This window comes from Afipia carboxidovorans OM5, assembly GCF_000218565.1.
GTDB lineage: Bacteria > Pseudomonadota > Alphaproteobacteria > Rhizobiales > Xanthobacteraceae > Afipia > Afipia carboxidovorans.
Genome location: NC_015684.1, coordinates 1090318 through 1114259, shown reverse-complemented (window position 1 = coordinate 1114259; position 23942 = coordinate 1090318). Strand labels below are relative to the sequence as shown.

The 23942-nt window shown below is 61.8% G+C and carries 17 protein-coding genes; 10 read left to right on the top strand and 7 right to left on the bottom strand.

All coding sequences use genetic code 11. The annotated features are described in order from the left end of the window. Nucleotides 1–20: 20 nt before the first annotated feature. Complete coding sequence (locus tag OCA5_RS05260; RefSeq protein ID WP_013912912.1) at nt 21–1196, bottom strand: vWA domain-containing protein; 1176 nt, start codon at nt 1194–1196, stop codon at nt 21–23. A gap of 171 nt (nt 1197–1367) precedes the next feature. On the opposite strand from OCA5_RS05260, the gene OCA5_RS05255 reads away from it, so the two are divergent. Next, on the top strand, nt 1368–2210 hold the full coding sequence (locus OCA5_RS05255; RefSeq protein WP_012564189.1) for an AAA family ATPase: 843 nt from the start codon (nt 1368–1370) through the stop codon (nt 2208–2210). 11 nt (nt 2211–2221) lie between these two features. On the opposite strand, the gene OCA5_RS05250 is transcribed toward OCA5_RS05255, so the two are convergent. Continuing rightward, nucleotides 2222–2518 (bottom strand): GIY-YIG nuclease family protein, encoded by a 297-nt coding sequence (locus OCA5_RS05250; protein ID WP_012564190.1) that lies wholly within the window; start codon nt 2516–2518, stop codon nt 2222–2224. Beyond that, on the bottom strand, nt 2518–2835 hold the full coding sequence (locus OCA5_RS05245) for a hypothetical protein (protein ID WP_013912911.1): 318 nt from the start codon (nt 2833–2835) through the stop codon (nt 2518–2520). The genes OCA5_RS05250 and OCA5_RS05245 overlap by 1 nt, the downstream gene beginning before the upstream one ends. Before the next feature lie 335 nt (nt 2836–3170). Here OCA5_RS05245 and OCA5_RS05240 point away from each other — a divergent pair, with 335 nt between their 5' ends. Continuing rightward, nucleotides 3171–3413: a DUF2188 domain-containing protein gene (locus OCA5_RS05240; RefSeq protein WP_012564192.1), complete on the top strand. Its 243-nt coding sequence runs from the start codon at nt 3171–3173 to the stop codon at nt 3411–3413. A gap of 257 nt (nt 3414–3670) precedes the next feature. On the opposite strand, the gene OCA5_RS05235 is transcribed toward OCA5_RS05240, so the two are convergent. The 3 genes from OCA5_RS05235 to malQ all read right to left on the bottom strand — a co-directional run bounded on the left by OCA5_RS05235 (nt 3671) and on the right by malQ (nt 6925). Then, nucleotides 3671–4585: a dienelactone hydrolase family protein gene (locus tag OCA5_RS05235; RefSeq protein ID WP_012564193.1), complete on the bottom strand. Its 915-nt coding sequence runs from the start codon at nt 4583–4585 to the stop codon at nt 3671–3673. Between the two features lie 149 nt (nt 4586–4734). Beyond that, nucleotides 4735–4899 carry a DUF3309 family protein gene (locus tag OCA5_RS18680; protein WP_012564194.1) on the bottom strand — a complete coding sequence of 55 codons (165 nt, stop codon included), beginning with the start codon at nt 4897–4899 and terminating at the stop codon, nt 4735–4737. An 85-nt stretch (nt 4900–4984) separates the two neighbouring features. Then, the gene (gene malQ / locus OCA5_RS05230; protein ID WP_013912910.1) at nt 4985–6925 is read right to left on the bottom strand and encodes a 4-alpha-glucanotransferase; all 1941 of its coding nucleotides are present in this window, start codon (nt 6923–6925) and stop codon (nt 4985–4987) included. 145 nt (nt 6926–7070) lie between these two features. Here malQ and OCA5_RS05225 point away from each other — a divergent pair, with 145 nt between their 5' ends. The 7 genes from OCA5_RS05225 to OCA5_RS05195 all read left to right on the top strand — a co-directional run bounded on the left by OCA5_RS05225 (nt 7071) and on the right by OCA5_RS05195 (nt 21612). Beyond that, a complete protein-coding gene (locus tag OCA5_RS05225; RefSeq protein WP_013912909.1) occupies nt 7071–9056 on the top strand; it encodes an alpha-1,4-glucan--maltose-1-phosphate maltosyltransferase in 1986 nt (661 codons plus the stop codon). A gap of 10 nt (nt 9057–9066) precedes the next feature. Next, nucleotides 9067–12351 (top strand): maltose alpha-D-glucosyltransferase, encoded by a 3285-nt coding sequence (treS, locus tag OCA5_RS05220; RefSeq protein ID WP_013912908.1) that lies wholly within the window; start codon nt 9067–9069, stop codon nt 12349–12351. Continuing rightward, entirely contained in the window at nt 12348–14495 is a 2148-nt protein-coding gene (gene glgB / locus OCA5_RS05215) for a 1,4-alpha-glucan branching protein GlgB (RefSeq protein ID WP_012564198.1), read from the top strand. The genes treS and glgB overlap by 4 nt, the downstream gene beginning before the upstream one ends. Beyond that, complete coding sequence (glgX, locus tag OCA5_RS05210) at nt 14495–16576, top strand: glycogen debranching protein GlgX (protein ID WP_012564199.1); 2082 nt, start codon at nt 14495–14497, stop codon at nt 16574–16576. Before glgB ends, glgX begins: the two co-directional genes overlap by 1 nt. Further along, a complete protein-coding gene (gene treZ, locus OCA5_RS05205; protein ID WP_012564200.1) occupies nt 16573–18315 on the top strand; it encodes a malto-oligosyltrehalose trehalohydrolase in 1743 nt (580 codons plus the stop codon). Before glgX ends, treZ begins: the two co-directional genes overlap by 4 nt. Beyond that, complete coding sequence (gene treY, locus OCA5_RS05200; RefSeq protein WP_012564201.1) at nt 18315–21104, top strand: malto-oligosyltrehalose synthase; 2790 nt, start codon at nt 18315–18317, stop codon at nt 21102–21104. The genes treZ and treY overlap by 1 nt, the downstream gene beginning before the upstream one ends. Before the next feature lie 196 nt (nt 21105–21300). Continuing rightward, nucleotides 21301–21612 (top strand): polyhydroxyalkanoic acid system family protein, encoded by a 312-nt coding sequence (locus OCA5_RS05195; protein ID WP_012564203.1) that lies wholly within the window; start codon nt 21301–21303, stop codon nt 21610–21612. An 86-nt stretch (nt 21613–21698) separates the two neighbouring features. Here the strand turns inward: OCA5_RS05195 and OCA5_RS05190 are convergent, their stop codons facing one another. Continuing rightward, nucleotides 21699–23132, bottom strand: coding sequence for an NAD-dependent succinate-semialdehyde dehydrogenase (locus OCA5_RS05190; protein WP_012564204.1), 1434 nt, complete (start codon nt 23130–23132; stop codon nt 21699–21701). Between the two features lie 407 nt (nt 23133–23539). Between OCA5_RS05190 and OCA5_RS05185 the strand changes: the two genes are divergently transcribed. Continuing rightward, complete coding sequence (locus OCA5_RS05185) at nt 23540–23893, top strand: hypothetical protein (protein ID WP_013912907.1); 354 nt, start codon at nt 23540–23542, stop codon at nt 23891–23893. Nucleotides 23894–23942: the final 49 nt, after the last annotated feature.

Below are 23942 nucleotides of genomic sequence, written 5' to 3'. Positions count from 1 at the left end.
ACCTCCCGATAAAAGCAATGCTATCGCGCAAGCTCGCGGATCGCCTCGTCGAGGCCTTCCAGCGTCAGCGGATACATTCGACCTTCAAACAACGACCGGATCATGGTGGTGGATTCCGAATAATCCCAATATCGGCGTTGTTCGGGATTGAGCCAGACGACGTTCGGATAAGTCTGCACCACCCGCTGCAGCCAGACCGCGCCGGGCTCGGCATTGACGTGCTCGACCGAGCCGCCCGGCACCGCGATTTCATACGGGCTCATCGCGGCATCGCCGACGAAGATCACTTTATAGTCGGACGGATATTTGTGCAGCACGTCCCAGGTCGGGGTCCGCTCGTTGAAGCGGCGGCGGTTGTTCTTCCACACGCTCTCGTAGAGGCAGTTGTGGAAGTAGAAATACTCCATGTGCTTGAACTCGGTCCGCGCCGCCGAAAACAATTCCTCGACCTGCGCGACATACGCATCCATCGATCCGCCGATGTCGAAGAACAGCAGCACCTTGACTGCGTTGTGCCGCTCGGGGCGCAGATGCACATCGAGATAACCGCGATTGGCGGATTGCTTGATGGTGGTATCGAGATCGAGTTCTTCGGCGGCGCCGGTGCGAGCGAACTTGCGCAGCCGGCGCAGCGCCACCTTGATGTTGCGCACGCCGAGTTCGACATCGCCATCGAGATCCTTGAACTCGCGGCGGTCCCACACTTTCACCGCGCGGAAGTTGCGGTTGCCGTCCTGCCCGATGCGGATGCCGGCGGGGTTGTAGCCATAGGCGCCGAACGGCGAGGTGCCGCCCGTGCCGATCCACTTGCTGCCGCCCTGATGGCGTTTCTTCTGCTCCTCCAGCCGCTGGCGCAGCGTCTCCATCAGCTTGTTCCAGCCGAGCTCTTCGAGCTTCGCCTTCTCTTCGTCGCTTAAGTATTTCTCGGTGAGCTTCTTCAGCCATTCGGACGGAATGGCGGTCTCATCCACCGCGTCCGCAAGCGACTCCAGTCCCTTGAAGGTTTCACCGAACACCCGGTCGAACTTGTCGAGATTGCGTTCGTCCTTCACCAGCGCAGCGCGCGACAGGTAATAGAAATTCTCCACATTGTGCCCGGCCAAACCCGCGTCGAGCGCCTCCATTAGCGTGAGGTACTCGCGCAGTGTGACCGGCACATGCGCCTGTCGCAACGATGTGAAGAATTTCAGAAACATCGCATGAGGTTCGCGCACGGCAGGGTGTCCGTCAAGCGCAGCCGTGGCATCGGGTTTTGCGCTTTACGGCAGCCTCATTTCGCTTACATTGCGGATGCCCTGCAAAAAGGCTTAGGAAGCCGCTTTCATAACAAAGCAAGCGCGCCACCACCCCGACCCTGAACGGACGTCATGCAATTTACCGGCACTGAAAATTACGTCGCGACGGAAGACCTCAAGCTCGCGGTCAACGCCGCCATCTTCCTGCAGCGCCCGCTTCTCGTGAAGGGAGAGCCCGGCACCGGCAAGACCGTGCTCGCCGAAGAGATCGCGCGCGGGGTGAATGCGCCGCTGATCACATGGCACGTCAAATCCACCACCAAGGCGCAGCAGGGTCTTTACGAATACGACGCCGTGTCGCGCCTGCGCGACAGCCAACTCGGCGACCCGCGCGTCTCCGACATCGCCAATTACATCAAGCGCGGAAAATTGTGGGAGGCGTTCACCCACGCCGAGCGGCCGGTGCTGTTGATCGACGAGATCGACAAAGCCGATATCGAATTCCCGAACGACCTGCTGCTCGAACTCGACCGCATGGAATTCCATGTTTACGAGACCGGCGAGACCATCAAGGCGCGTCAGCGGCCGATAATCGTCATCACCTCGAACAACGAGAAAGAGCTGCCCGACGCCTTCCTGCGCCGCTGCTTCTTCCACTACATCAAATTCCCCGACACCGAGACCATGAAGGCGATCGTCGAGGTGCACTTTCCGGGCATCAAGCAGCAGCTTGTCGACGAAGCGCTGCGGCTGTTCTTCGACCTGCGCGACATTCCGGGGCTGAAGAAAAAGCCCTCGACCTCCGAGTTATTGGACTGGCTGAAGCTTCTTCTCAACGAAGACATCTCGCCTGACACTTTACGCGAGAGCGATCCGCGCAAGGTGATCCCGCCGCTGCACGGCGCGCTGCTGAAGAACGAACAGGACGTCCACCTGTTCGAGCGCGTCGCGTTTCTCAGCCGCCGGGAAAGCTGAGCCCGCCTCGCTCAGGCCAAAGCGGCAACGCCCTGCGCAAGCAGCTTGCGGAAGGCGCGGTCGCGTTTCAAATGCCACTCGCGGCTCATCGCCTCGTTGCGTGTTGCGAACGTCTCGACATGCAACAGCACCCAGGTTCGCCCGCGCGTGGAGCGTGCACCGGTGCCAGCATTATGGCGGGCGAGCCTGCGCGCGACATCGTTGGTCCAGCCGACATAGGTGGTGGTGCGGCCCTTGTGCAGGCAGCCGAGCACATAGACGAAACAGGCGTCTTGCGGCGCGTCGCACTTCTGTAGCGCATCGCTCATTATTTCGCAGCCGGCTCCTTCGGCTTAGGTGCTGGCGGCGCGGCCGCCGCTTCCAGTTTGCCGACCTTGGTCTGCAGGCTCACCACGGCTGCTTTCAATGCATCGATCTGCCGATTGGCGGCATCAATCTTCTGCTGATGCGCCTGCGCCTGTTTCGAGAGCGTGCGCATCAGGAAATTCACATTGCTTTGCAGGCAGCTCGTGCGCCGCTCCATGGTTTTCTCGGCGGTGCAGATTTCAATGCCGACGACATCCTGCGCCATCGCCTGCCCTGCGAGCATCACCATCGCGAACACCGCGCTCGATTTCCACATCATCATGCTCCTTCGTTGAGGCGTGGTGCCCCATTTTGCGACAGCCAGATGAGCCTGCTTTAACTCTCGGAACACGCCCGGAACGAACCGCGTCCGAATCAGCGATTCATATCACGACTGGTTTCGTTCCCAACAAGATGTGGTGTCGTCTGCTCTCTTCCGCCTCTATTCACACGCCCCGCAACTCCGTTTTCCTACGCCTGCGACGCAAAAGTCTTAACGCGGGTGTTGAGAAGCCCGCGCCCCGCCCCATCTCCATTGAAGGGCCGGGTCGCACCGCGAACCCGGCGAGGTGGCAGTGCGTTGGAGAGAACATCGGGAACACGAGAGGCGAGGCCATGATCAAGGTCGTCTATCAGATCGTCGAGCACGACGGCGGCTGGGCGTACAAATTCAACGGCGTGTTTTCCGAAACCTTCCCGAGCCGCAAGGCTGCCTATGACGCAGCCGTGGCTGTCGCCACCGAGCAGCGCGTGCCGGGCCGGACCGAAGTGATCCAGTACGAGGATTCCGAAGGGCACTGGCACGAGGAGACGGCGCGCGGCAGCGACCGCCCCACAACCGAGGTCTCCGACGAGTAGCGGCGGACGAACCGGCTGCGGCGATTCATGATCAGAGGATGTAGCGGCACAATAGCCGCGTACATTCCTTCTCTCCCGTTTGAGGCTCCCTCTCCCCCGTTGGGGAGAGGGTTGGGGTGAGGGGCTTTAAATGCCTCGATTGATATCTAAGCCCCCTCACCCGCCGCGCTTCGCGCGTCGACTTCCCCCCGACGGGGGGAGGTGAAGAAATGACGTTTGTTTTCGTCAAAATATGCGGCCGAGTCGGCAGATAGGGATCAGCCCAGCACGTTGTACTTCTTGAACCAGGCCTGCATGTCGGCCCACGCCTGCTCCGCCGGCTCCTTGCGATAGCTCGGCCGGTAGTCCGCGTGGAAGCCATGCGGCGCGCCGGGGAAGATGCGGAATTCCGCGGTCTTGCCGGCCGCGGCGAGTGCTGCCTTCATCGCATCGACCTGCGCGACCGGGATGCCCTGATCCTCCGCGCCATAAAGACCCAGTACCGGCGCCTTCATCTCGCCCGCGAGTTGCGTCGGGCTTTTTGGCCAGAGCGGATTCGGCGGATCGACGAGCGAACCGTAGAACGCAACGCCCGCCTTCAACTGCGTGCTATGCGCGGCATATTCCCATACGGCGCGGCCACCCCGACAGAAGCCGATGATGCCGAGACGGTTGCCGTCACCGCCCTGTGAGACTGCCCACGCCGCCGTCGCATCGAGATCGGACAACAGCTCGCTGTCCGCTTTCGCGTTGACGATCGGCATGAGCTGCGGAATGTCCTTGATCCTGGTGAGATCGGTACCGGCACGGAAGTAATAGTCGGGCGCGACGGCGAACGCGCCGAGCTTGCCGAGGCGGCGCGTCACGTCCTTGATGTATTCATGCAGGCCGAACACCTCCATCGCTACCAGTACGATGGGCGGGTTTGGTACGCCCTTGGGCCGCGCGAAATAACCCGGCATGTCGCCGCCCATCACCTTGATCGTGGCATTGCCGGTCTCGAGTCCCGTCTCGTCCGTTACGATGACATCGGCGCGAACCGGGCCCGCGGCGAGCGTGTATCCCGCGGCAACGGCCGCCGACGCCGTCATGAAACCGCGCCGCGACAAAGGAGAGATGCGGGTGAGGCCCATCTCATCCGAGGTGAGAGTCTCGTCGTCCATACTCTGTTGCGCCCGCGAATCCATCGTCATGTAGCCTCCAGATCGCCTGTCAGGTTCGCGCGCAGGCTAGGGGCACGGGCGGGGCTTGGCAAATCACCCGGCTGCGAGGTGATCGCGCAGCTCCCTTCTCCCAAACAAAAAGCCCGCCGGAGGGCGGGCTTTTGCAGATCCGGCGGGCGTCAGATACGGCCCATCAGGATAAGGATCAGCAGGATGACGATGATCAGGCCGAGGCCGCCGCCGCCGTAATAACCGGTGCCGTAAAATGGGCCGCCGCCGATACCGCTGAACCCGCCGAGCAATGCAATAATCAGGATGATCAGAATAATCGTGCCGATGGACATTTGATGCTCCTCGATCCCGTGACGTCACCCCAACGGGTCGCGGAAAATTTGGTTCCCGTCACGCAACCGGCGCCGGGCGGCCACATCAGGCCGGTTCGTGCGATACAATCCGCAATTCCAGAGCACGCTGGATGGCGTCTTTATCTATGGCGCGATCCCACGCCTCGATCGGTACCGGCAGCTTGCGCCGCCAGTTCGGGTGCTCATGCATCGTGCCCGGCACATTGGCCTGATCGACGACGCCGAGAAGATCCTCGATCGCGACGCCCAACAAACGCGACGGCGTGCAAGCAAGAGTGCTCAGCACCGCGCTGAAATCGGCACCGGACTCTCCTGCCTGCCCAAGCGCGGCGTCGAGCGCGGAGACGGCATTCTCCCGCTCCCGCCCGCTCTCGCCCGGATTGATGCCAATCTCTTCCTTCAGCGCGACGTCGTGCCCCTGCCGCCAGCCCGCATAGGTTGCGAGATCATGCGTGCTGAAGGTGACGAGCGCTCGCGCGGGATAATGCTCGGGCGCGACGAACCCGCCATCCGCACCACGCTCGAACATCATCACCCGATAGGACCAGATCGCCCAATCGGCGAGATTTTCGCGAAAGCCATCCGGCACCGTCCCGAGGTCCTCACCGATGACGATGCAGCGATGGCTGACGCTCTCGATCGCGACACTCGCAAGCATTGCCTCGAACGGCATGCGGATGTAGGCGCCACCATCCGGCGCGGCACCTTCCGGAACGACATAGATCCGGTTCAGCCCCAGCACATGATCGAGCCGCACCGCGCCGGCATAGCGCATCGACGCCGCCAGCATCCTCCGAAACGGCGCAAAGCCATTCGCGGCAAGCCCTGCCGGGTTGAAGCCGGCGAGCCCCCAATCCTGCCCCGCGGTGTTGAGCTGGTCCGGCGGCGCACCGACCGAGAGGAGGCGGGTGATCGCGCTCTGCTCGGCCCACGCGTCGAACCCGCCGGCTCTCACGCCGACGGCGATATCGAGATAAAGCCCGACCGGCAGATCGAGCGCGCGGGCAAGATCGACACACGCCTGCAATTGCTCGTGCGCGCACCACTGCACGAATTCGGCAAACGCAACAGCATCCGCATCTTCGCCACGGCGCAGATCTGCCAACGCATCGTCATCCGGCGCGCGCCATGGCTCAGGCCAATCCCACCAGGCGATCTTGTATTTCCGCCGCAGCGCTTCGAAGGAGGCAAACCGCGCCAGCGTCGCGCCACCGCGCTCGCGAAACGCATCGAACGCCGCGCGGCGCTTCAGCGTCGTCCATTTGTTGAACTGCGCGAACGCGAGCCTCAGCGCACGCTGCTTTAGCGCCGCGACGCCGGCATAATCGACGAACTCGGCATTCCGCAGCCGCTCGATCTCTGCCGCATGCTCGGTCGCAAAATTCTCCGGCAATTCCGGCAGCGCCGCGACGTCGATGTAGATCGAATTCAGGAACAGGCGACTGTTCGGCGCATACGGACTGCAATCGTCGCCTTCATCGTCAAACAACGCATGCAACGGATTGAGGCCAACTCCCGCCGCGCCACACGTCGCGGACCAACGCAGCAGCGTTTGCAGATCGGAAAAATCGCCGATGCCCCAGTTGCGCTCCGAGCGCACGCCGTAGAGCTGCACCGACAGAATCCATCGGCGATCGAACGCACCTTCATAAGCGTGCTCGGGCGCAATAATCAGCGATCGCTCGCCAGCGTCGCTGTCTTGCAGACGATAGACGCCGAAGGGAAGGTCGCTTTCACCCGAGACGCCATCCATCTCAGAGGCGAGTACGTCGCCATTCGCATCACACACGCGCCATGCCGGGAGGTGTGACAGCCTTGCGACAAGATCATTTTTCTCCACGCCATTCACAGTCCGAAAAATAACAGGCGCTGGCCCCGCAGGCGTAGGGCCCAGAGCATCCGCAATCCGATGGAAAGTCTGCTCGTCGATTGTGTGGGTGTGGCCTTTGCCGTCGATAAAACTTGTCTCAATCCCGTATCGGGACATTTTCTCGGGCAAATCCATGCTGCCTCATCGGAATAAGAGCGAACCTCACACATAGTTCGTCCTTACGGCAAACGCCCCACGCTTCAATCCGTTCCGATGGAACCAATCACCGCCTGCGCCATTGTCAGAGGACATCACCTCTATTTCGACAAGGCGCTCCCGGATGTCCGTGCTTCCGCCCATGAAAACAGTTGAAAATCAATTGGGCTTTTCCTCGACAGATTCACCCGGCCGCAGCGTTTTCCATATCGAGGATGTCTATCCTTGCATTGATGGCGGGCGCTTCCCGGTGAAACGCCTTGCGGGCGAACCGATCGAGGTCTGGGCCGACATTTTTCGCGGCGGACACGACATTGTGGCAGCAGCTTTGCTGTGGAGGCTTGAAACCGCACGCGAATGGCAGCGCACGCCGATGCACCTCCATAATAATGACCGCTGGACCGGTACGTTCACGCCGCAGGCTGTGGGCCGTCATGTGTACGTCATCGAAGCATGGACGGATGCGTTTGCGACCTGGCGCCACGGCGCGATCGCCAAGCTCGACGCCGGGCAGGACGTCTCGCTCGACGCGCTCGAAGGCGCGGCGATGATGACCAAGGCCGAGCCGCCCAACAAGGAGACGGCGTCGATCATCGGGACCGCCTGCGAAGCGTTTCTGCAGAAGGGCGACATCACCCCGCTTCTCAGCGACGACGTCGTACAGGCGATGGCCGTGAGCCAGCCGCGTACGGACCTCACCCGCTCAAAACCGTTTCCGCTGATGGCCGACCGCGCCCGCGCCATCGAGGGCGCCTGGTACGAGATGATCCCGCGCAGCCAGAGCACGGTGCCGGGCCAGCACGGCACCTTCCGCGATTGTATTGCGCGGCTACCCGATGTCGCATCGATGGGTTTCGACGTTCTCTATTTCACGCCAATCCATCCGATCGGCCACACCAACCGCAAGGGCCGCAACAACGCGCTAAAGGCAGAGCCCGGCGATCCAGGCTCACCTTATGCGATCGGAGACGAAAGCGGCGGGCACGACGCCATTCATCCCGAGCTCGGCACGCTGGATGATTTCCGCAATCTCGTGCGCGCGGCGAAGGCCAACGGCCTCGAAATCGCGCTCGATTTCGCTGTGCAGTGCTCGCCCGATCATCCGTGGCTGAAGAACCATCCGAACTGGTTTAAGCGCCGGCCCGACGGCACCATGCGCTACGCGGAAAATCCGCCGAAGAAATATGAAGACATTCACAATCCGGATTTCGACTGCGACGATGCGGACGCACTATGGCGCGCGCTGCGTGACGTCATCCGGTTCTGGATCGATCAGGGGGTCGAGATTTTCCGCGTGGATAATCCGCACACCAAGCCGTTTCCGTTCTGGGAATGGCTCATCAAGGACACCCAGCTTCATCACCCGAACGTCATTTTCCTCGCGGAGGCTTTTACCCGGCCGAAGCTGATGAAAGGTCTCGCCAAGCTCGGCTTCTCGCAGTCCTACACCTATTTCACCTGGCGCACGGGGAAATGGGAGATGCAGGAATACCTGCGCGAGCTCACGGACTATCCGGAGCGTGAATATTACCGGCCGAACTTCTTCGTCAACACGCCGGACATTCTGCCGTATCACCTGCAGGGCGGCGAGCCGTGGATGTTCAAATCGCGCGTGGCGCTCGCTGCAATGTTGTCGGCGTCCTACGGCATTTATAATGGCTTCGAACTGCTTGAGCACGAGCCGATCCCGGGGAAAGAAGAATATCTCAACTCCGAGAAGTACGAGATCAAGACCCGCGACTGGAATGCGCCGGGCAACATCAAGGACTACATTCGAAATCTCAACGCCGCGCGGCGCGCCAACCCGGCGCTGCGCCAGACGGCCCGCCTCGATTTCCTGAACGTCGATGACGACCACGTCATCGGCTTCAGCAAATCGACCGCCGACGAGACGAATGTCATCGCCGGTGCCATCGCCATAGCGCCCGAGCCGCGCGAGATCTGGCTTCCGCTTGGCGGCATCAACGTGCGACACGGCACCGAGCTTGTGCCGGTGGTGGCGCTCGAGAATATCGTGACCGGTGAGCGGCACGGCGTGGAATGGGGCGGCATTCGCCTGCGCCTCGATCCCGCGCGCGATCCCGCCGCCCTCTTCCGCTGCCTGGCGTGAGGTGCGCGCCATGAACGTCATGACCTCCATTGCCAAAAGCCAGCAGACCGAAACCGACGAACTCTGGTACAAAGATGCGATCATCTATCAGTTGCATGTGAAGGCATTCGCCGACAGCAACAATGACGGCATCGGTGACTTCGCGGGCCTCACCGAGAAACTCGATTATCTGCAGGATCTCGGCGTCACCTGCCTGTGGCTGTTGCCGTTCTATCCCTCGCCAGGGCGCGACGACGGCTACGACATCGCCGACTACGGCGCGATCAATCCCGATTTCGGCACGATGAAGGATTTCCGCCGCTTCATCACCGAGGCGAAGCGGCGCGGGCTTCGCGTCATCACCGAGCTCGTCATCAACCACACCTCCGATCAGCACCCATGGTTCAAGCGGGCGCGGCGAAGCCATGCCGGCTCCAGCGCGCGCAATTGGTACGTGTGGAGCAAGACCGACCAGAAATATCTCGATACGCGGATCATCTTTACCGACACCGAGAAATCGAACTGGACCTGGGACGCGGAAGCCGGCGCCTATTACTGGCACCGCTTCTTCTCGCATCAGCCGGATTTGAATTTCGACAACCCGCGCGTCGTCAGCGCCGTCGTGCAGGTGATGAAGCGCTGGCTCGACACCGGTGTCGACGGTTTCCGGCTCGACGCGATTCCTTATCTTTGCGAGCGCGAAGGCACCAATAACGAGAACCTTCCCGAGACGCACGCCATCATCAAGCATCTGCGCGCCGAACTCGACGCCTACGCTAAGGGCAAGGTATTGCTCGCTGAAGCCAACCAGTGGCCGGAGGATGTGCAGCACTATTTCGGCGACAGCGACGAATGCCACATGGCTTACCACTTCCCGCTGATGCCGCGCTTCTACATGGCCATCGCGCAGGAAGATCGTTTCCCTGTCACCGATATTCTGCGCCAGACGCCCGACATTCCGTCGAGCTGCCAGTGGGCGCTGTTCCTGCGCAACCACGACGAGCTCACGCTCGAAATGGTCACCGATGTCGAGCGCGATTATCTGTGGTCGACTTATGCGAACGACCCGCGCGCGCGCATCAATGTCGGCATCCGCCGCCGCCTCGCGCCGTTGATGGACAACGATCGTCGCAAGATCGAACTGATGAACTCGCTGCTGTTCTCGTTTCCCGGCACGCCGATCATCTATTACGGCGACGAGATCGGGATGGGCGACAACATCTATCTCGGCGACCGCAACGGCGTGCGCACGCCGATGCAATGGACGCCGGACAGGAACGGCGGATTCTCACGCTCCGATCCCGCGCGGCTCTATGCGCCTCCGATCATGGACCCGGTCTACGGCTATGAATCCGTCAACGTGGAAGCGCAATCGCGCAGCCTGTCGTCGCTGCTGAGCTGGACCAAGCGGCTGATTTCGGTGCGCAAGACCAGCAAGGCGTTCGGGCGCGGCGGCATCACCTTCATCCGCCCCAGCAACCGGGCGACCGTCGCCTATATTCGACAATATGAGGATGAGATCATCCTCTGCATCGCCAACCTGTCGCGCTCGGCGCAGGCGACCGAACTCAACCTCGCACCGTGGAAGGATCGCGTGCCGCTGGAAATGCTTGGCCGCACGACATTCCCGCCGATCGGCGAACTTCCTTATCTCATCACGCTCGCGCCTTATGGCTTCTATTGGTTCAAACTTCTTGAGAAGCCACCGGAGGCTTCGAAGGAAGAGCCATTCCCTGAATTCGAGACGCTTGTCGTGCCCGCGGGCTCGACCTGGGTCACACTCGAGCGGACGCGACATATTTTCGAACGCGACGTCCTGCCCGCGCACCTAGCGCGCACGCGCTGGTTTCCGCAGCGCTCCTCCTACGCGATCATCACCAAGGTCACGTCGGCTGTTCCGTTTGAAGAAGAAGGGCCGACGTCATGGCTGGCGATCCTCGAATCGCCGCTGCATGGCCAGATCCACCGCTACGCGCTGCCGATCCGGGTGGACTGGGTGCGGTTCGACCGCGAGCGCAGCAATCCGACAGCCCTTGCCGCTGTCCGTCAGGCCTCGCGCGAAGGCACACTGTTCGATATCGCAACCGACAAGCAGTTCATCATGCTGCTGCTCGATAATTTGCGCCATCACCGCGTCACGACCAACGGCACCGACCGGCTGCTGTTTGAACCGACCGAAAAATTCCTTGAACAGCCCGACATCGAGATTGAAAACGTCCATGCCGTTCAGACCGAGCAATCCAACAGCACGAGTCTCGTCGACGAATCTTTTGTCGTGAAGATTTACCGGCGGCTTGAAGCCGGCATCAATCCGGAAATCGAGATGGGCCGCTTCCTCACCGAGGTTGCGGGCTTCGCCAACACGCCGGAGTTGCTCGGCAGCGTGGAGCTTGAAGAAGGCGACAAGCGCTCGGCCGTAGCGATCATCCATCGTCTGATTCCGAACCAGGGCGACGCATGGGCGGTGACGGCGAATTATCTCGATCGTTTCGTCGAGGAACGGCGCCTGCTCAGCGTCGAGCAGAAGGACATGGAGCGCGCGGAGCAGAGCAATTATCTCCGCTACATGACGCAAGCCGGGCGGCGCGTCGCCGAGATGCAGACAGCGCTCGCAAGCCGCAGCGACATTCTCGATTTCGCACCCGAGGCGGCAACCGCCGAAGACCTGCAGGTATGGCGCAATGCGCTGCATGCCAGCACCACGCGCGTGCTGGAGGCTCTGCAGAATTATCTGCCGCGGCTGGAGGAGCGAGACCGCAAGCCGATCGAGGCGCTTCTCGCCTATCGCGCCGACCTCTCAGGGCTGATCGATACACTGCTTCCAAAGCCGAAGGACATTCTCAAGGTCCGCCACCACGGCGATCTTCACCTCGGGCAGTTGCTCGTCGCCTCCGACGATATCCAGATCATCGATTTCGAAGGCGAGCCGCGCCGCTCGCTCGCCGAGCGCCGGCGCAAGGCACCCGCGGCACGCGACATCGCGGGGCTTGTGCGGTCGATCGATTACGCCGCAGGCGCAGCGCTGTTGCGCGCCCGCGCGGCGGCGCCCGATGAGAATGGCGAAATCGCCGAGGAACTTGAAGGCTGGCGCGACATTTCAACGATCACCTTCATCGATGCCTATCGCGAGCACACAACCGATCCGCGGCTGTGGCCTTCCAATCCACTTGCCGCGGATCGGCTCTTGAAATTTTTCCTCCTGGAGAAGGTGTTCTACGAAATCGAATACGAATTGGGACATCGTCCGGACTGGCTCGGCATCCCGCTCGACGGCGCGCTGCGCCTCCTCGCAAGCGAAACGGAGGTGGCGACATGACATTGCCCGCCGAAGCCTACGCCATTCTCGAAGGCCGCCATTCCGATCCGTTTCACTATCTCGGCCTGCATCCGGAAGGCGACCGCAGCGTGGTGCGCGCCTTCCTGCCTCATGCCTCGCAGGTCGAAGCGATCGACGACAACGGCCATCGCGCCGAGCTGTCGCGCCTGCATGACGCGGGCTTGTTCGAGGGCTCGCTCCCGAGAGAAGTCGGCGCCTATCGGCTGCGCGCAAACTACGGCGACAACGTCGTGGAGCTGCATGACCCCTATCGTTTTCCGCCGGTGCTGACTGATTTCGATCTCTATCTGCTCGGTGAAGGCCGTCATCAGGAGCTCTACGACAAGCTCGGCGCGCACCCGATGACGATGGAGGGTGTGCACGGCGTTGCCTTCGTGGTGTTCGCGCCGAATGCAAAACGCGTCAGCGTGGTCGGTGACTTCAATTTCTGGGACAACCGCCCGCACGCCATGCGCGTGCGCGGCAATGGTTATTGGGAAATCTTTATTCCTGGCGTCGCCATTGGCAGCCGTTACAAGTTCGATATCTCGGGCCCGCATGGCGAACCGCTGCCGCTCAAGGCCGACCCCATCGCCTTTCAGGCCGAGATCCGGCCGAACACGGCCTCGATCGTTTTCGACGAACGCACCTTGTCGCCGAAGCTGCGGGCTCCGCCGCAGGCCAACGCACTCAGCTCTCCGATCTCGATCTATGAGGTGCACCTCGGCTCATGGCGCCGGAAGAACGGCAATGAATGGCTGACCTATCGCGAGCTTGCCGAGACGCTGCCGAAATATGTGCGCGAGATGGGCTTCACCCATGTCGAGTTGCTTCCCGTCAGTGAACATCCCTTCGACGGTTCGTGGGGTTATCAGCCGACCGGCCTGTTCGCGCCGACCAGCCGCTTTGGTCCGCCGGAGGATTTTGCTGCTCTCATCGAGGCCTGCCACGCCGAAGGGCTTGCCGTGCTGCTCGACTGGGTGCCGGGGCATTTCCCCGACGATCGTCATGGCCTCGGCCATTTCGACGGCACCGCGCTTTACGAGCACGCCAATCCGCTGCAAGGCCGCCACCTCGACTGGGGCACGCTGATCTACAATTACGGTCGCACGGAAGTCACGAACTTCCTCATTTCAAATGCGCTGTTCTGGCTCGAGCGCTACGGCGTGGACGGCCTGCGCGTCGATGCCGTCGCGTCCATGCTTTATCTTGATTACAGCCGCCCGGCCGGTGGCTGGATTCCGAACAAGTACGGCGGCCGCGAAAACCTCGAGGCCATCGCCTTCCTGCGCCGCTTCAACACCGAAGTGTTCGGAAAATTTCCACACGCGACGACGGCCGCTGAAGAATCGACCGCCTGGCCGCAAGTCTCGCGTCCCGTGGAATTCGGCGGTCTCGGCTTCGGCTACAAATGGAATATGGGCTGGATGCACGACACGCTGAACTACATCAGCAAGGACCCAATCCATCGCAAATATCATCACGATCAGATTTTGTTCGGCTTGCACTACGCATTCTCTGAAAATTTCATTTTGCCGCTGTCGCACGACGAAGTGGTCCACGGCAAACGCTCGATTCTCGGCCGCATGCCCGGCGACGACTGGCAGCGCTTCGCCAACCTGCGCGCCTATTATGCCTTCATGTTCGCCCACCCCGGCAAGAAGCTGCTGTTCATGGGCTCTGAGTTCGGCCAGCAGCGCGAATGGGATCACGATCACTCGCTTGATTGGCACCTGCTCGATCAGACCAGCCATCGCGGCGTGCAGGCGCTGGTGCGCGATCTCAACCACCTCTACCGCAGCCTGCCGGCACTCCACGAATTCGATAGCGATCCCGCAGGCTTCGAATGGATCATCACCAACGATTCCGACCGCAACGTGTTTGCCTGGGTCCGGAAGGGCAACGCGCCGCGTGAGCGTTGCCTTGTCGTGGTGAATTTCTCGCCGAACGTCTATCAGGATTATCCCGTGCGCGTGCCGTTCCCCGGCCGATGGCGCGAGGTGTTCAATTCCGATTCCGCGCATTACGGTGGCACCAATGTCGGCAACATCGGCGGACGCGAGACGCTGGAGGGTCTCGTGCCGCACTTGTCACTCACCATCCCGCCGCTTGCCGCGGTTTATCTCGTGCCGGACGGTGATTGATGCGCCTGTCAGCCGGCATACACACTCGCCTCGGCGCGACATGGGACGGCCGCGGCACCAACTTCGCGCTGTTCTCCGCACACGCCCAGAAGGTTGAGCTCTGCCTGTTCGATGCGCAGGGCCGTCGCGAGATCGAACGCATCGCTCTGCCGGAGCGCACCGAGGATGTCTGGCACGGCTATCACAACGATGTGTCGCCGGGGCAGCTTTACGGCTATCGCGTCCACGGCCCCTACGCGCCCGAGCAAGGCCATCGCTTCAACGCCCACAAGCTGCTGCTCGATCCGTATGCGCGGCGTCTCGCCGGGCGCCTCGTCTGGAGCGATGCGCATTTCGGCTACCGTACCGGAAGCCCGCGCGAGGATTTATCGTTCGACCGCCGCGACAATGCGCGCGGCGTGCCGAAGGCCGTAGTCGTCGATGAGATTTTCAACTGGGGCCGACGCGAGATCCGTCCCAATATCGCGTGGGCGGACACGATCATCTACGAAGCGCACGTCAAGGGGCTGACCCAGACACGGGAAGACGTTCCGCCGCATCTGCGCGGCACGTTCTCGGCGCTCTCCTGCCCCGCCATCGTCGATCACCTCAAGCGTCTCGGCGTCACCACGATCGAACTTCTGCCGATTCATGGCTTCGTCGACGACCGCTATCTGGTGGAGCGCAAGCTCGTCAATTACTGGGGCTACAACTCCATCGCGTTCTTCGCGCCGGAGCAACGCTACACCAATGCCAACAACAGTGCGCTCGATACCTTCCGCACCGCCGTAGCACGGCTGCACGATGCCGGCATCGAGGTGATGCTCGACGTCGTCTATAATCACACCGCGGAGGGCAATCAGCTCGGGCCGACGCTGTCGTTCCGCGGCATCGACAACCTCTCCTATTACTGGCTGAAGCCGGACAACCTCCGCTATTACGACGACTTCACCGGCACCGGCAATTCGCTCAACCTCACCCACCCGCGCGTGCTGCAGATGGTGATGGATTCACTACGCTACTGGGTCGAGGTCTGCCACGTCGATGGCTTCCGCTTCGATCTCGCCACCACGCTCGGGCGCGGGCCGAACGGGTTCGATCGCGGCGGCGCGTTCCTCACCGCCGTGCGGCAGGACCCGGTGCTGTCCACGGTGAAGCTTGTCGCGGAGCCATGGGATGTCGGCCTTGGCGGCTATCAGGTCGGCGCGTTTCCGTCGCAGTGGTCGGAATGGAACGATCGCTACCGCGCGACGTTGCGCCGTTACTGGGCTGGCGAAGGCAACCTGCTCGGCGAGTTGGGCGGCCGCATGACAGGTTCATCGGACCTGTTCAACCACGACGGCCGCACGCCGCAAGCCAGCATCAACCACATCACGGTGCACGACGGATTCACCCTGATGGACCTGTTCAGCTACAACGAGAAGCACAACGAGGCCAACGGCGAAGAGAACCGTGACGGCTCGAATGACAACAACAGCAACAATTGCGGCCACGAAGGCCCGACCGACGATGCCACCATCGTCGCGTTGCGCCAGCAGTTGCGCAAGAACCAGCTCGCCTGCCTGTTTCTCGCGCAAGGCGTGCCACTGCTGCTGGCCGGCGACGAAGTCGGCAACAGTCAGCAGGGCAACAACAACGCGTATTGCCAGGACAACGAGATCGGCTGGGTGAACTGGGACGGCACCGGCCAGGATGGCGATGACCTCACCGAGTTCATCCGCAAACTTGCCGTTCTGCGCGGGCGCTTCTCGCAATTGCGCTCACGCAAATGGGTCAACGGGCTGCGCGGCGATGGAAGTTACGGTGTGCTCTGGCTGACACCGGAGGGCAACGAGATGGAGGAAGCCGACTGGAATTTTCCCGAAGGCCGCTTCCTCTCTTATGTGCTCGGCCCGAAGGAGCGCGGCGAGGCGCCGCTGTTCATCGTGCTGAACGCCGCGCCGGAGCCGATAACGTTTACGCTGCCGAAACTGCACGAATACACCAAATGGTCCTGCGTGCTCGACACCACCACGGCAGCGGAATCACCGGACAATCGCGCATCCGGCGAGACGATTGAGGCTCCGCCACGCTCGGTGCTCGTATTCGCGGGGGCCGCATGAATGGTTTCTCGTTTGGCCCTCACCTGACATCTGACGGCGTCGCCTTCCGGCTCTGGGCGCCCGCGGCAGAGCGCGTCGATCTCATGCTCGGCGATGCGGCGCACGAGATGCAGCGCGAGCCGGAGGGATGGTTCACATGCGATATCGCAGGCCTTCATGCGGGCGCGCGCTATCGCTTCCGGATCGACGGCGATATGGAAGTCCCCGATCCCGCGTCCTCATTCCAGCCGGATGATATTTCCGGCCCGAGCGAAGTGATCGACCACCGCAGTTACACCTGGCGTGCAACGGAATGGCGCGGGCGGCCTTGGGAGGACGTGGTCTTTCTTGAAACACACGTCGGCACGTTCACACCCGATGGCACCTATCGCGCGATGATCGACAGGCTCGACCATCTGGTCGAGACCGGCATCACCGCACTGGAGTTGATGCCGCTTGCGGATTTTCCAGGCCGCTGGAATTGGGGCTATGACGGCGCGCTGTGGTACGCGCCGGATTCAAGCTACGGCCGGCCCGACGACCTCAAGGCGCTGATCGACGAAGCTCACCTGCGCGGGCTGATGGTGTTTCTCGATGTGGTCTACAATCACTTCGGGCCTGAGGGGAATTATCTCGGCCTCTATGCACCGCCCTTCTTCACGCGCACCCACACGCCATGGGGCATTGCGATTGACTACCGCGTGCCGGAAGTCCGCGGGTTTGCGGTCGAAAACGCCCTGCATTGGTTGCGCAACTATCGCTTCGACGGGCTCCGGCTCGACGCCGTCCATGCTATCGATACCGCCGACGATCTTCTCCTGCGGGACATCAGCATCGCCGCCGGGGCGCTGGCCCGCACCAGCGGCCGCACCATTCATCTCGTGCTTGAGAACGACGATAATCGCGCCAGCCTGCTCGATCCGCTCACTGAGCCGCCTGCGGGAAAATATCGTGCTCAATGGAATGACGACTATCACCATGCCTGGCATGTGCTGCTGAGCGACGAGAGGTTCGGCTATTATCAGGACTATCAGCCGCCGATGCCGCACATCGTGCGGGCGCTGGAGGCCGGCTTCGCCTATCAGGGCGAGCCATCATTGCATCGGGAAGGCGCATTTCGCGGTGAGCCGAGCGGCAACCTGCCACCCACCGCTTTCGTCAATTTTCTGCAGAACCACGACCAGATCGGCAACCGTGCCCTCGGCGACCGGCTCGCCTGCGATCCGGCAGCACTCGATGCCGCGCTTGCCATCACGCTGCTCGCACCGATGCCGCCGCTTCTGTTCATGGGCGAGGAATGGGGCGCCACCACGCCCTTCCCGTTCTTCTGCGATTTCCACGGCGATCTGGCGCAGGCCGTGCGCGAAGGACGCCGCCGCGAATTCAAACAGGCGTATGAAACCTTCGGTGACGACGTTCCCGATCCGCTCGCCGAGGCAACCTTTGCGCGCGCCAAACTCGACTGGCAGGAACTGCAAAGCCCGGACGGACAGCGCCGGCATGCGCTCATCCGAAAGCTTCTCGCCGTGCGTCAGCGCGAGATCGTGCCGAATTTACGCGATGCTACCTTCGGTGAAGCCGGAATCGAGTCGGACGGCACGCTGTTTGCCTCATGGTCGCTCGGCGGCGAGCTTCTGACGCTGACGGCCAACCTCTCGACTTACCCGAGCGCGCGAACCGTCCACAGCGACAGCTTCATCTGGGGAGAGCCCGGCCCGCTCGCACCATGGCGCGTCTGCTGGACGATGGAGGGCGCCTGATGCCACCCGCGATCCCGCTTGCAACCTATCGTCTTCAGCTCAACGAGAACTTCACCTTCGACGATGCCGCCGCTGTCGCGCCTTATCTGAAGGCGCTCGGCATCAGCCATGTCTACGCCTCACCCTTTCTGAAGGCGCGCGCGCATAGCCAGCACGGCTACGATATCGTCGATCATAACGCCATCAATCCCGAGCTCGGCGGCGAGGCTGCGTTCACGCGCTTCAGCGCCGTTCTGAAAGACAACGGGCTCGGCCTCATTCTCGATTTCGTGCCGAACCACATGGGTGTGCATTTCGCGGACAATGGCTGGTGGCTCGACGTTCTCGAATGGGGCGAGGCTTCGCCCTATGCGGAGTTCTTCGACATCGACTGGGATCTGCTGCCCTTTCGCGCCAAAGGCGGCGTGCTGCTGCCGATCCTTGGCAGTTCCTACGGCCACGCGCTGGAGAATGGTGAGATCGAGCTTCGGTACGACGCCGGCGAAGGCAGTTTCTCCGCATGGTATTACGAGCACCGGCTTCCCATCGCACCGGAACGCTATAGCGAAATTCTGCGCACGGCTGTCAGCGAGGCCGGTGCGGAGGACAACGAAACAGGACAAGCCATTCTCGATCTGGCTACTCGCTACAGCGGCCTTCACCGCCCGAGCCGCATGGAAGCGCCGTCCTTCAAGGCGGCGCTGCGCACGATCGCGGGAGCTGATGCGGTCATCACGCGCGGCTTGGAGGCCTATCGCGCGGGCGCGGGGCGCGAAGCGCAGATCAAGGCACTGCATTATCTTCTTGAGCGGCAGCACTATCGGCTCGCCCATTGGCGGCTTGCGACCAGCGAAATCAACTACCGCCGCTTCTTCGACGTCAACAGCCTCGCCGGTCTGCGCGTGGAGAATGCCGCGACGTTCGACGCCATTCACGGCCTGGTGCGAAAGCTGATTGCCGAAGACAAACTTCAGGGTCTGCGTCTCGATCACATCGACGGCCTGCGCGATCCGGCACAATATTGCCAGAGGCTGCAGCGACTGATCCGCGATACGCGCGGCCGGCCGCGTGAGGCGTTCTATCTGGCGATCGAAAAGATACTCGGCGAGCACGAGGACCTGCCGCACTTTCCTGGGGTTCACGGCACAACCGGCTATGAGCACCTCAACCTGATCTCGCGCGTGCTGCTCGACGGCAAAGGTCTCGACACGCTCGACGAGACATGGCGGCAAGCGAGCAACATCGCGCCGGATCTCGATCCCGTTCTTCGGGCCGCCAAGCGGCGCGTGATGGAAACATTGCTCGCAAGCGAGTTCACGGTGCTGGCGCGGTTGCTCGCGCGCATCGCGGGTGGCCATTATACGACGCGCGACTTTTCCGCCGACAGCCTGCGGCAGGCGCTGGAGCTGTTCGTTCTGCACTTTCCGGTCTATCGCACCTACATCGCGACAGGCGGACCTTCAGCGGAGGATCGCACGCTGATCGGTGAAACGATTGACAAGGCGCGGCGCGACTGGTTCGGCGCCGACGAAGGCATTTTCGATTTTCTGCGCGATACGCTGACGCTCGATCTCGCTGCGCCAAACCGCAAGGCGCACAGCCTCCGCCGCCTCCGCCGCTTTGCCTTCAAGGTGCAGCAGTTCACCGGACCGATGATGGCGAAGTCGCTGGAAGACACATCCTTCTATCGTTACCATCGCCTGCTGGCACTGAACGAGGTCGGCGGCAATCCGGCTGCAACGTCCCTTTCCATCACAGCGTTTCAGGCCGCCCTTCAGAAGCGAACCCAAACTTTCCCTCACGGCATGACGGCGACTTCCACGCACGACACCAAGCGTGGCGAGGATGCACGCACGCGCCTGCTTGCGCTCGCAGAGTTGTCCGGGGAATGGGCGAGCCTTGTCGGCAAGTGGAAAGCGCTTAATGCACCCCACGTCGTCACCGAAGGAAATCTGCGCGCCCCCTCGCCTGCCTTCGAGTACATGCTCTATCAGGCGCTGATCGGCGCATGGCCGGAGGCGATCGACGCAACATTTCTCGCGCGCATGAAGGCCTACGCCATCAAGGCAGCACGCGAAGCGAAGCTTGAAACAACCTGGCTCAATCCGAACGCTGCTTATGAGCGCGGGCTAGAGCTTTTCCTCGAACGGATTCTGGACCCGGCTCAATCCGCCGATTTCCTGTCCTCAATCGACGCGTTTGCGCAGCGCGCCTCGCTGATCGGTCGTCTCAATTCGCTATCGCAACTGATGCTCAAGACGATGATGCCGGGCGTGCCGGATTTCTACCAAGGCACGGAATTCTGGGACACCTCACTGGTCGATCCCGACAACCGGCGGCCGGTTGATTTCAAAGCACGTGCGCAGGTACTCACAAGCCTGCCGCCACAGCCGCAATGGCGCAACCTCATGACGCACGCTGCCGATGGGCACATCAAGCTTGCGTGGACCGCGCATCTCCTCGCCTTGCGCAATCGCTATCCTGACGTCTTCCAGCGTGGCGAGAGCCGCCCGCTCGACGTCACGGGGTCGCACAGCGATCACGTCATCGCCTTTGCACGCATCTACCGCAAACAGGCGGTGATCGTCGCCGTGTTGCGCTGGTTCGCGCCTTTCACGGATGGCGGGCGCATGTGGCCTCATGGCACTATCGACGGCGAGCTCAAGATCGACGGGCTACACGTTAGTCAAAGCGCCCAAAACGAACTGCGCCTGAGCGAGCTGTTCGCAAACCTCCCGGTGGCCGTCCTCGAAGCAACGGCCGCGCGGCAACATGAAAAGGCCGCCCGGGGTCCTGGCCGGGCGGCCTAGCGGACGTCGTGCCGACTCAAAGGTACGGTTCCCTCCCCCCGCGGCGGCGATTATTGAGACAGCTTGACGAAATTCAATTCGCCAAAAGGTTGGCTGCCCTGCTCTTCACAGCTTTCGCTGCGTTGTGCAGAAAACCCAACGCCGGGTTGCAGTTTTGCAAATTGCAAATATCTGTTTCGCTCATAGGAGATTGCCCGTGTCGAAGCCGCTTGTCGTTTCCATTCCGCATAGTCTCGGCCGCGAGGAAGCCATTCGCCGCCTGAAAAACGGTCTTTCAGGAGCTCGCACGCAGTACAGCCAGTACCTAACTGTGAATGAAGAGACCTGGGACGAGAACCAGCTCGCGTTTCGCGTCACCGCACTGAAGCAGGCCGTCAGCGGCACCATCGACGTCGCCGAAGATCATGTACGGCTCGAGGTGGTGCTGCCCTGGCTTCTCGCCAAGCTTGCCGACGGAGCACAAACGCTGATCCGCGACAAGGGCCGCCTGATGCTGGAAAAGAAATAGCTATTTTTTTATCGCACCAAAAAGCCGGCTGCACGCACGCAGCCGGCTTGTTGTTTCTCTATCGGATTATTCCTGACGAGCGGATATTATATCGCCTGCGTCACCAGCTTAGTGTTGAGGTAGGCTTCGACGGCTTCGATACCACCCTCGGAGCCGTAACCGGAATCCTTGATGCCGCCGAACGGCAATTCCGGCAGCGCAATGCCATGGTGGTTGATACTGACCATGCCGCTTTCGATATCACGACCGAGATTGGCCATCGTCTTCGCCGATGTCGTGTAGGCATAGGCGGCAAGCCCGTACGGCAGGCGGTTGGCTTCGGCAATCGCCTTGTCGTAATCAGAGAAGCGGCTGATGAGCGCGACAGGGCCGAACGGCTCTTCGTTCATGACCCGCGCCGACAGCGGCACCTCCGTCAGCACCGTCGGTTTGAAGAAATAACCGCGGTTGCCGATCCGCTCGCCACCGGTGGCGACCTTCGCACCGCGCGAGGTCGCATCCGCAACGAGCGCTTCCATCGCTTCGAGGCGTCGGCTGTTGGCAAGCGGCCCCATCCGGGTACCCTTCTCCATGCCGTCACCGACCTTGACGTTTTCCGCAGTCTCCACGAAGCCCGTGAGGAAATCCTCGTAGACCTTGTCCTGCACCAGAAAGCGCGTCGGCGCGACGCAGACCTGCCCGGCGTTGCGAAACTTGTTCGCCGCAAGAATCTTCACGGCGTGCGCCACGTCCGCATCGTCGAACACCAGCGCGGGCGCATGACCGCCGAGCTCCATGGTGACGCGCTTCATATGGCTGCCCGCCATCGCCGCAAGCTGCTTGCCGACGACAGTCGAACCGGTAAACGAAATCTTTTTGATGATCGGATGCGGGATCAGATACGAGGAAATTTCCGCGGGCACGCCGAACACGATATTCACCACGCCATCCGGGATGCCGGCTTCCGCGAACACGTCGATCAACGCGGCACAACTCGCGGGCGTTTCTTCCGGTCCCTTCAAAATGATCGAGCAGCCCGCAGCAAGCGCGGCGGAGACTTTGCGCACCGCCTGATTGAGCGGGAAATTCCACGGCGTGAAAGCGGCGGCGACGCCGACCGGCTCCTTCACCACCATCTGCGTGACGTTCATGGCCCGTGCCGGGACGATGCGACCGTAGGTGCGGCGCGTTTCTTCCGCGAACCACTCGATGGTGTCCGCGGCACCGGTCGCCTCCGCGCGGGATTCGACGAGCGGCTTGCCCTGCTCCAGCGTCATCAACGTGGCGATGGTATCAATCCGCCCGCGCAATATCTCCGCCGCGCGGCGGATCAGCTTGGAGCGCTCCAGCGCACCGGTTCGCCGCCATACCTCGAAGCCACGCTGCGCGGCCGCGAGCGCCTCATCGAGATCGGCCTGCCCGGCATGGGCGAGCGTACCGATCATCTCCTCCGTTGCCGGATTGACCACCGGCAGGCGCGGCTTGCTGCCGTCGCGCCAGCGGCCGTCGATGAAAAGCTGGGTGTCGGAATAGGAGGCCATCGCGAAGAACCCTTTGCCTTAAGATCAAGAATGACGTGCCGTAGCACAGAAAGGATGCAAGCGCATATAAACCGATCCGGCCCGCCAACCCACTCTCGAAATGTCAAAGGCGCCATGCGCAACCATGCGCCGTGACCGTAGCCGCTTACGTCGCGCCGCCGTTGCGGCGATAAATCCCTTGCGCCGCAATGCAATCTCCTTGCGGGGCGACCGGAAAACCGGCAGGATTCGCGGTACTCAAGGACCTTCGATTCTCGTAAGTGCCCGTAGGGCAAGCTGGTCAAGGAGACTCGCTTCGAGTTCGGCCTTCCGCAGCATGCTGTCCGGAGAAGGCCACTGACACTCTGTTGCGCAGCATCCTCAACACCGAGGGTGCAGATGGGGGCGCGCTTTCGAGGAATTTCGTTTTGGTCATTCTTGGCTACCTCTACCGGTTCGCTTCGAACTTCGCGTTCCTGGCGCTGGTTTATTTGACCCTGAATTTTCTCAGCAAGTACAGCGAGCGATCGATCATCGCCTTCCTCGTTCTGGTCTATTCGTCGATGCGGATCGTCTCGACGATCCGGCAGTTCATTTTCTTCCAGAAAATCGAGCGGCTCGAGAACGAAGCCAGGACCGGAAGCGCGGAAGGGTCGGTGCGCCGGCAGTCGGCCCGCGAGGTTTCGCGGCTGCGCCATGAGGGCGAGCTCAAGTCCTACATCGACCTGCTTTTTCTCACGCTGATCGTGCTGCTATGCGCCTCGAAAATCCTCACGAGCTGAGGCGCGAGTTAGCGTGACGAAATCATGGCGGCGAAGTTAGCGCGGCGAA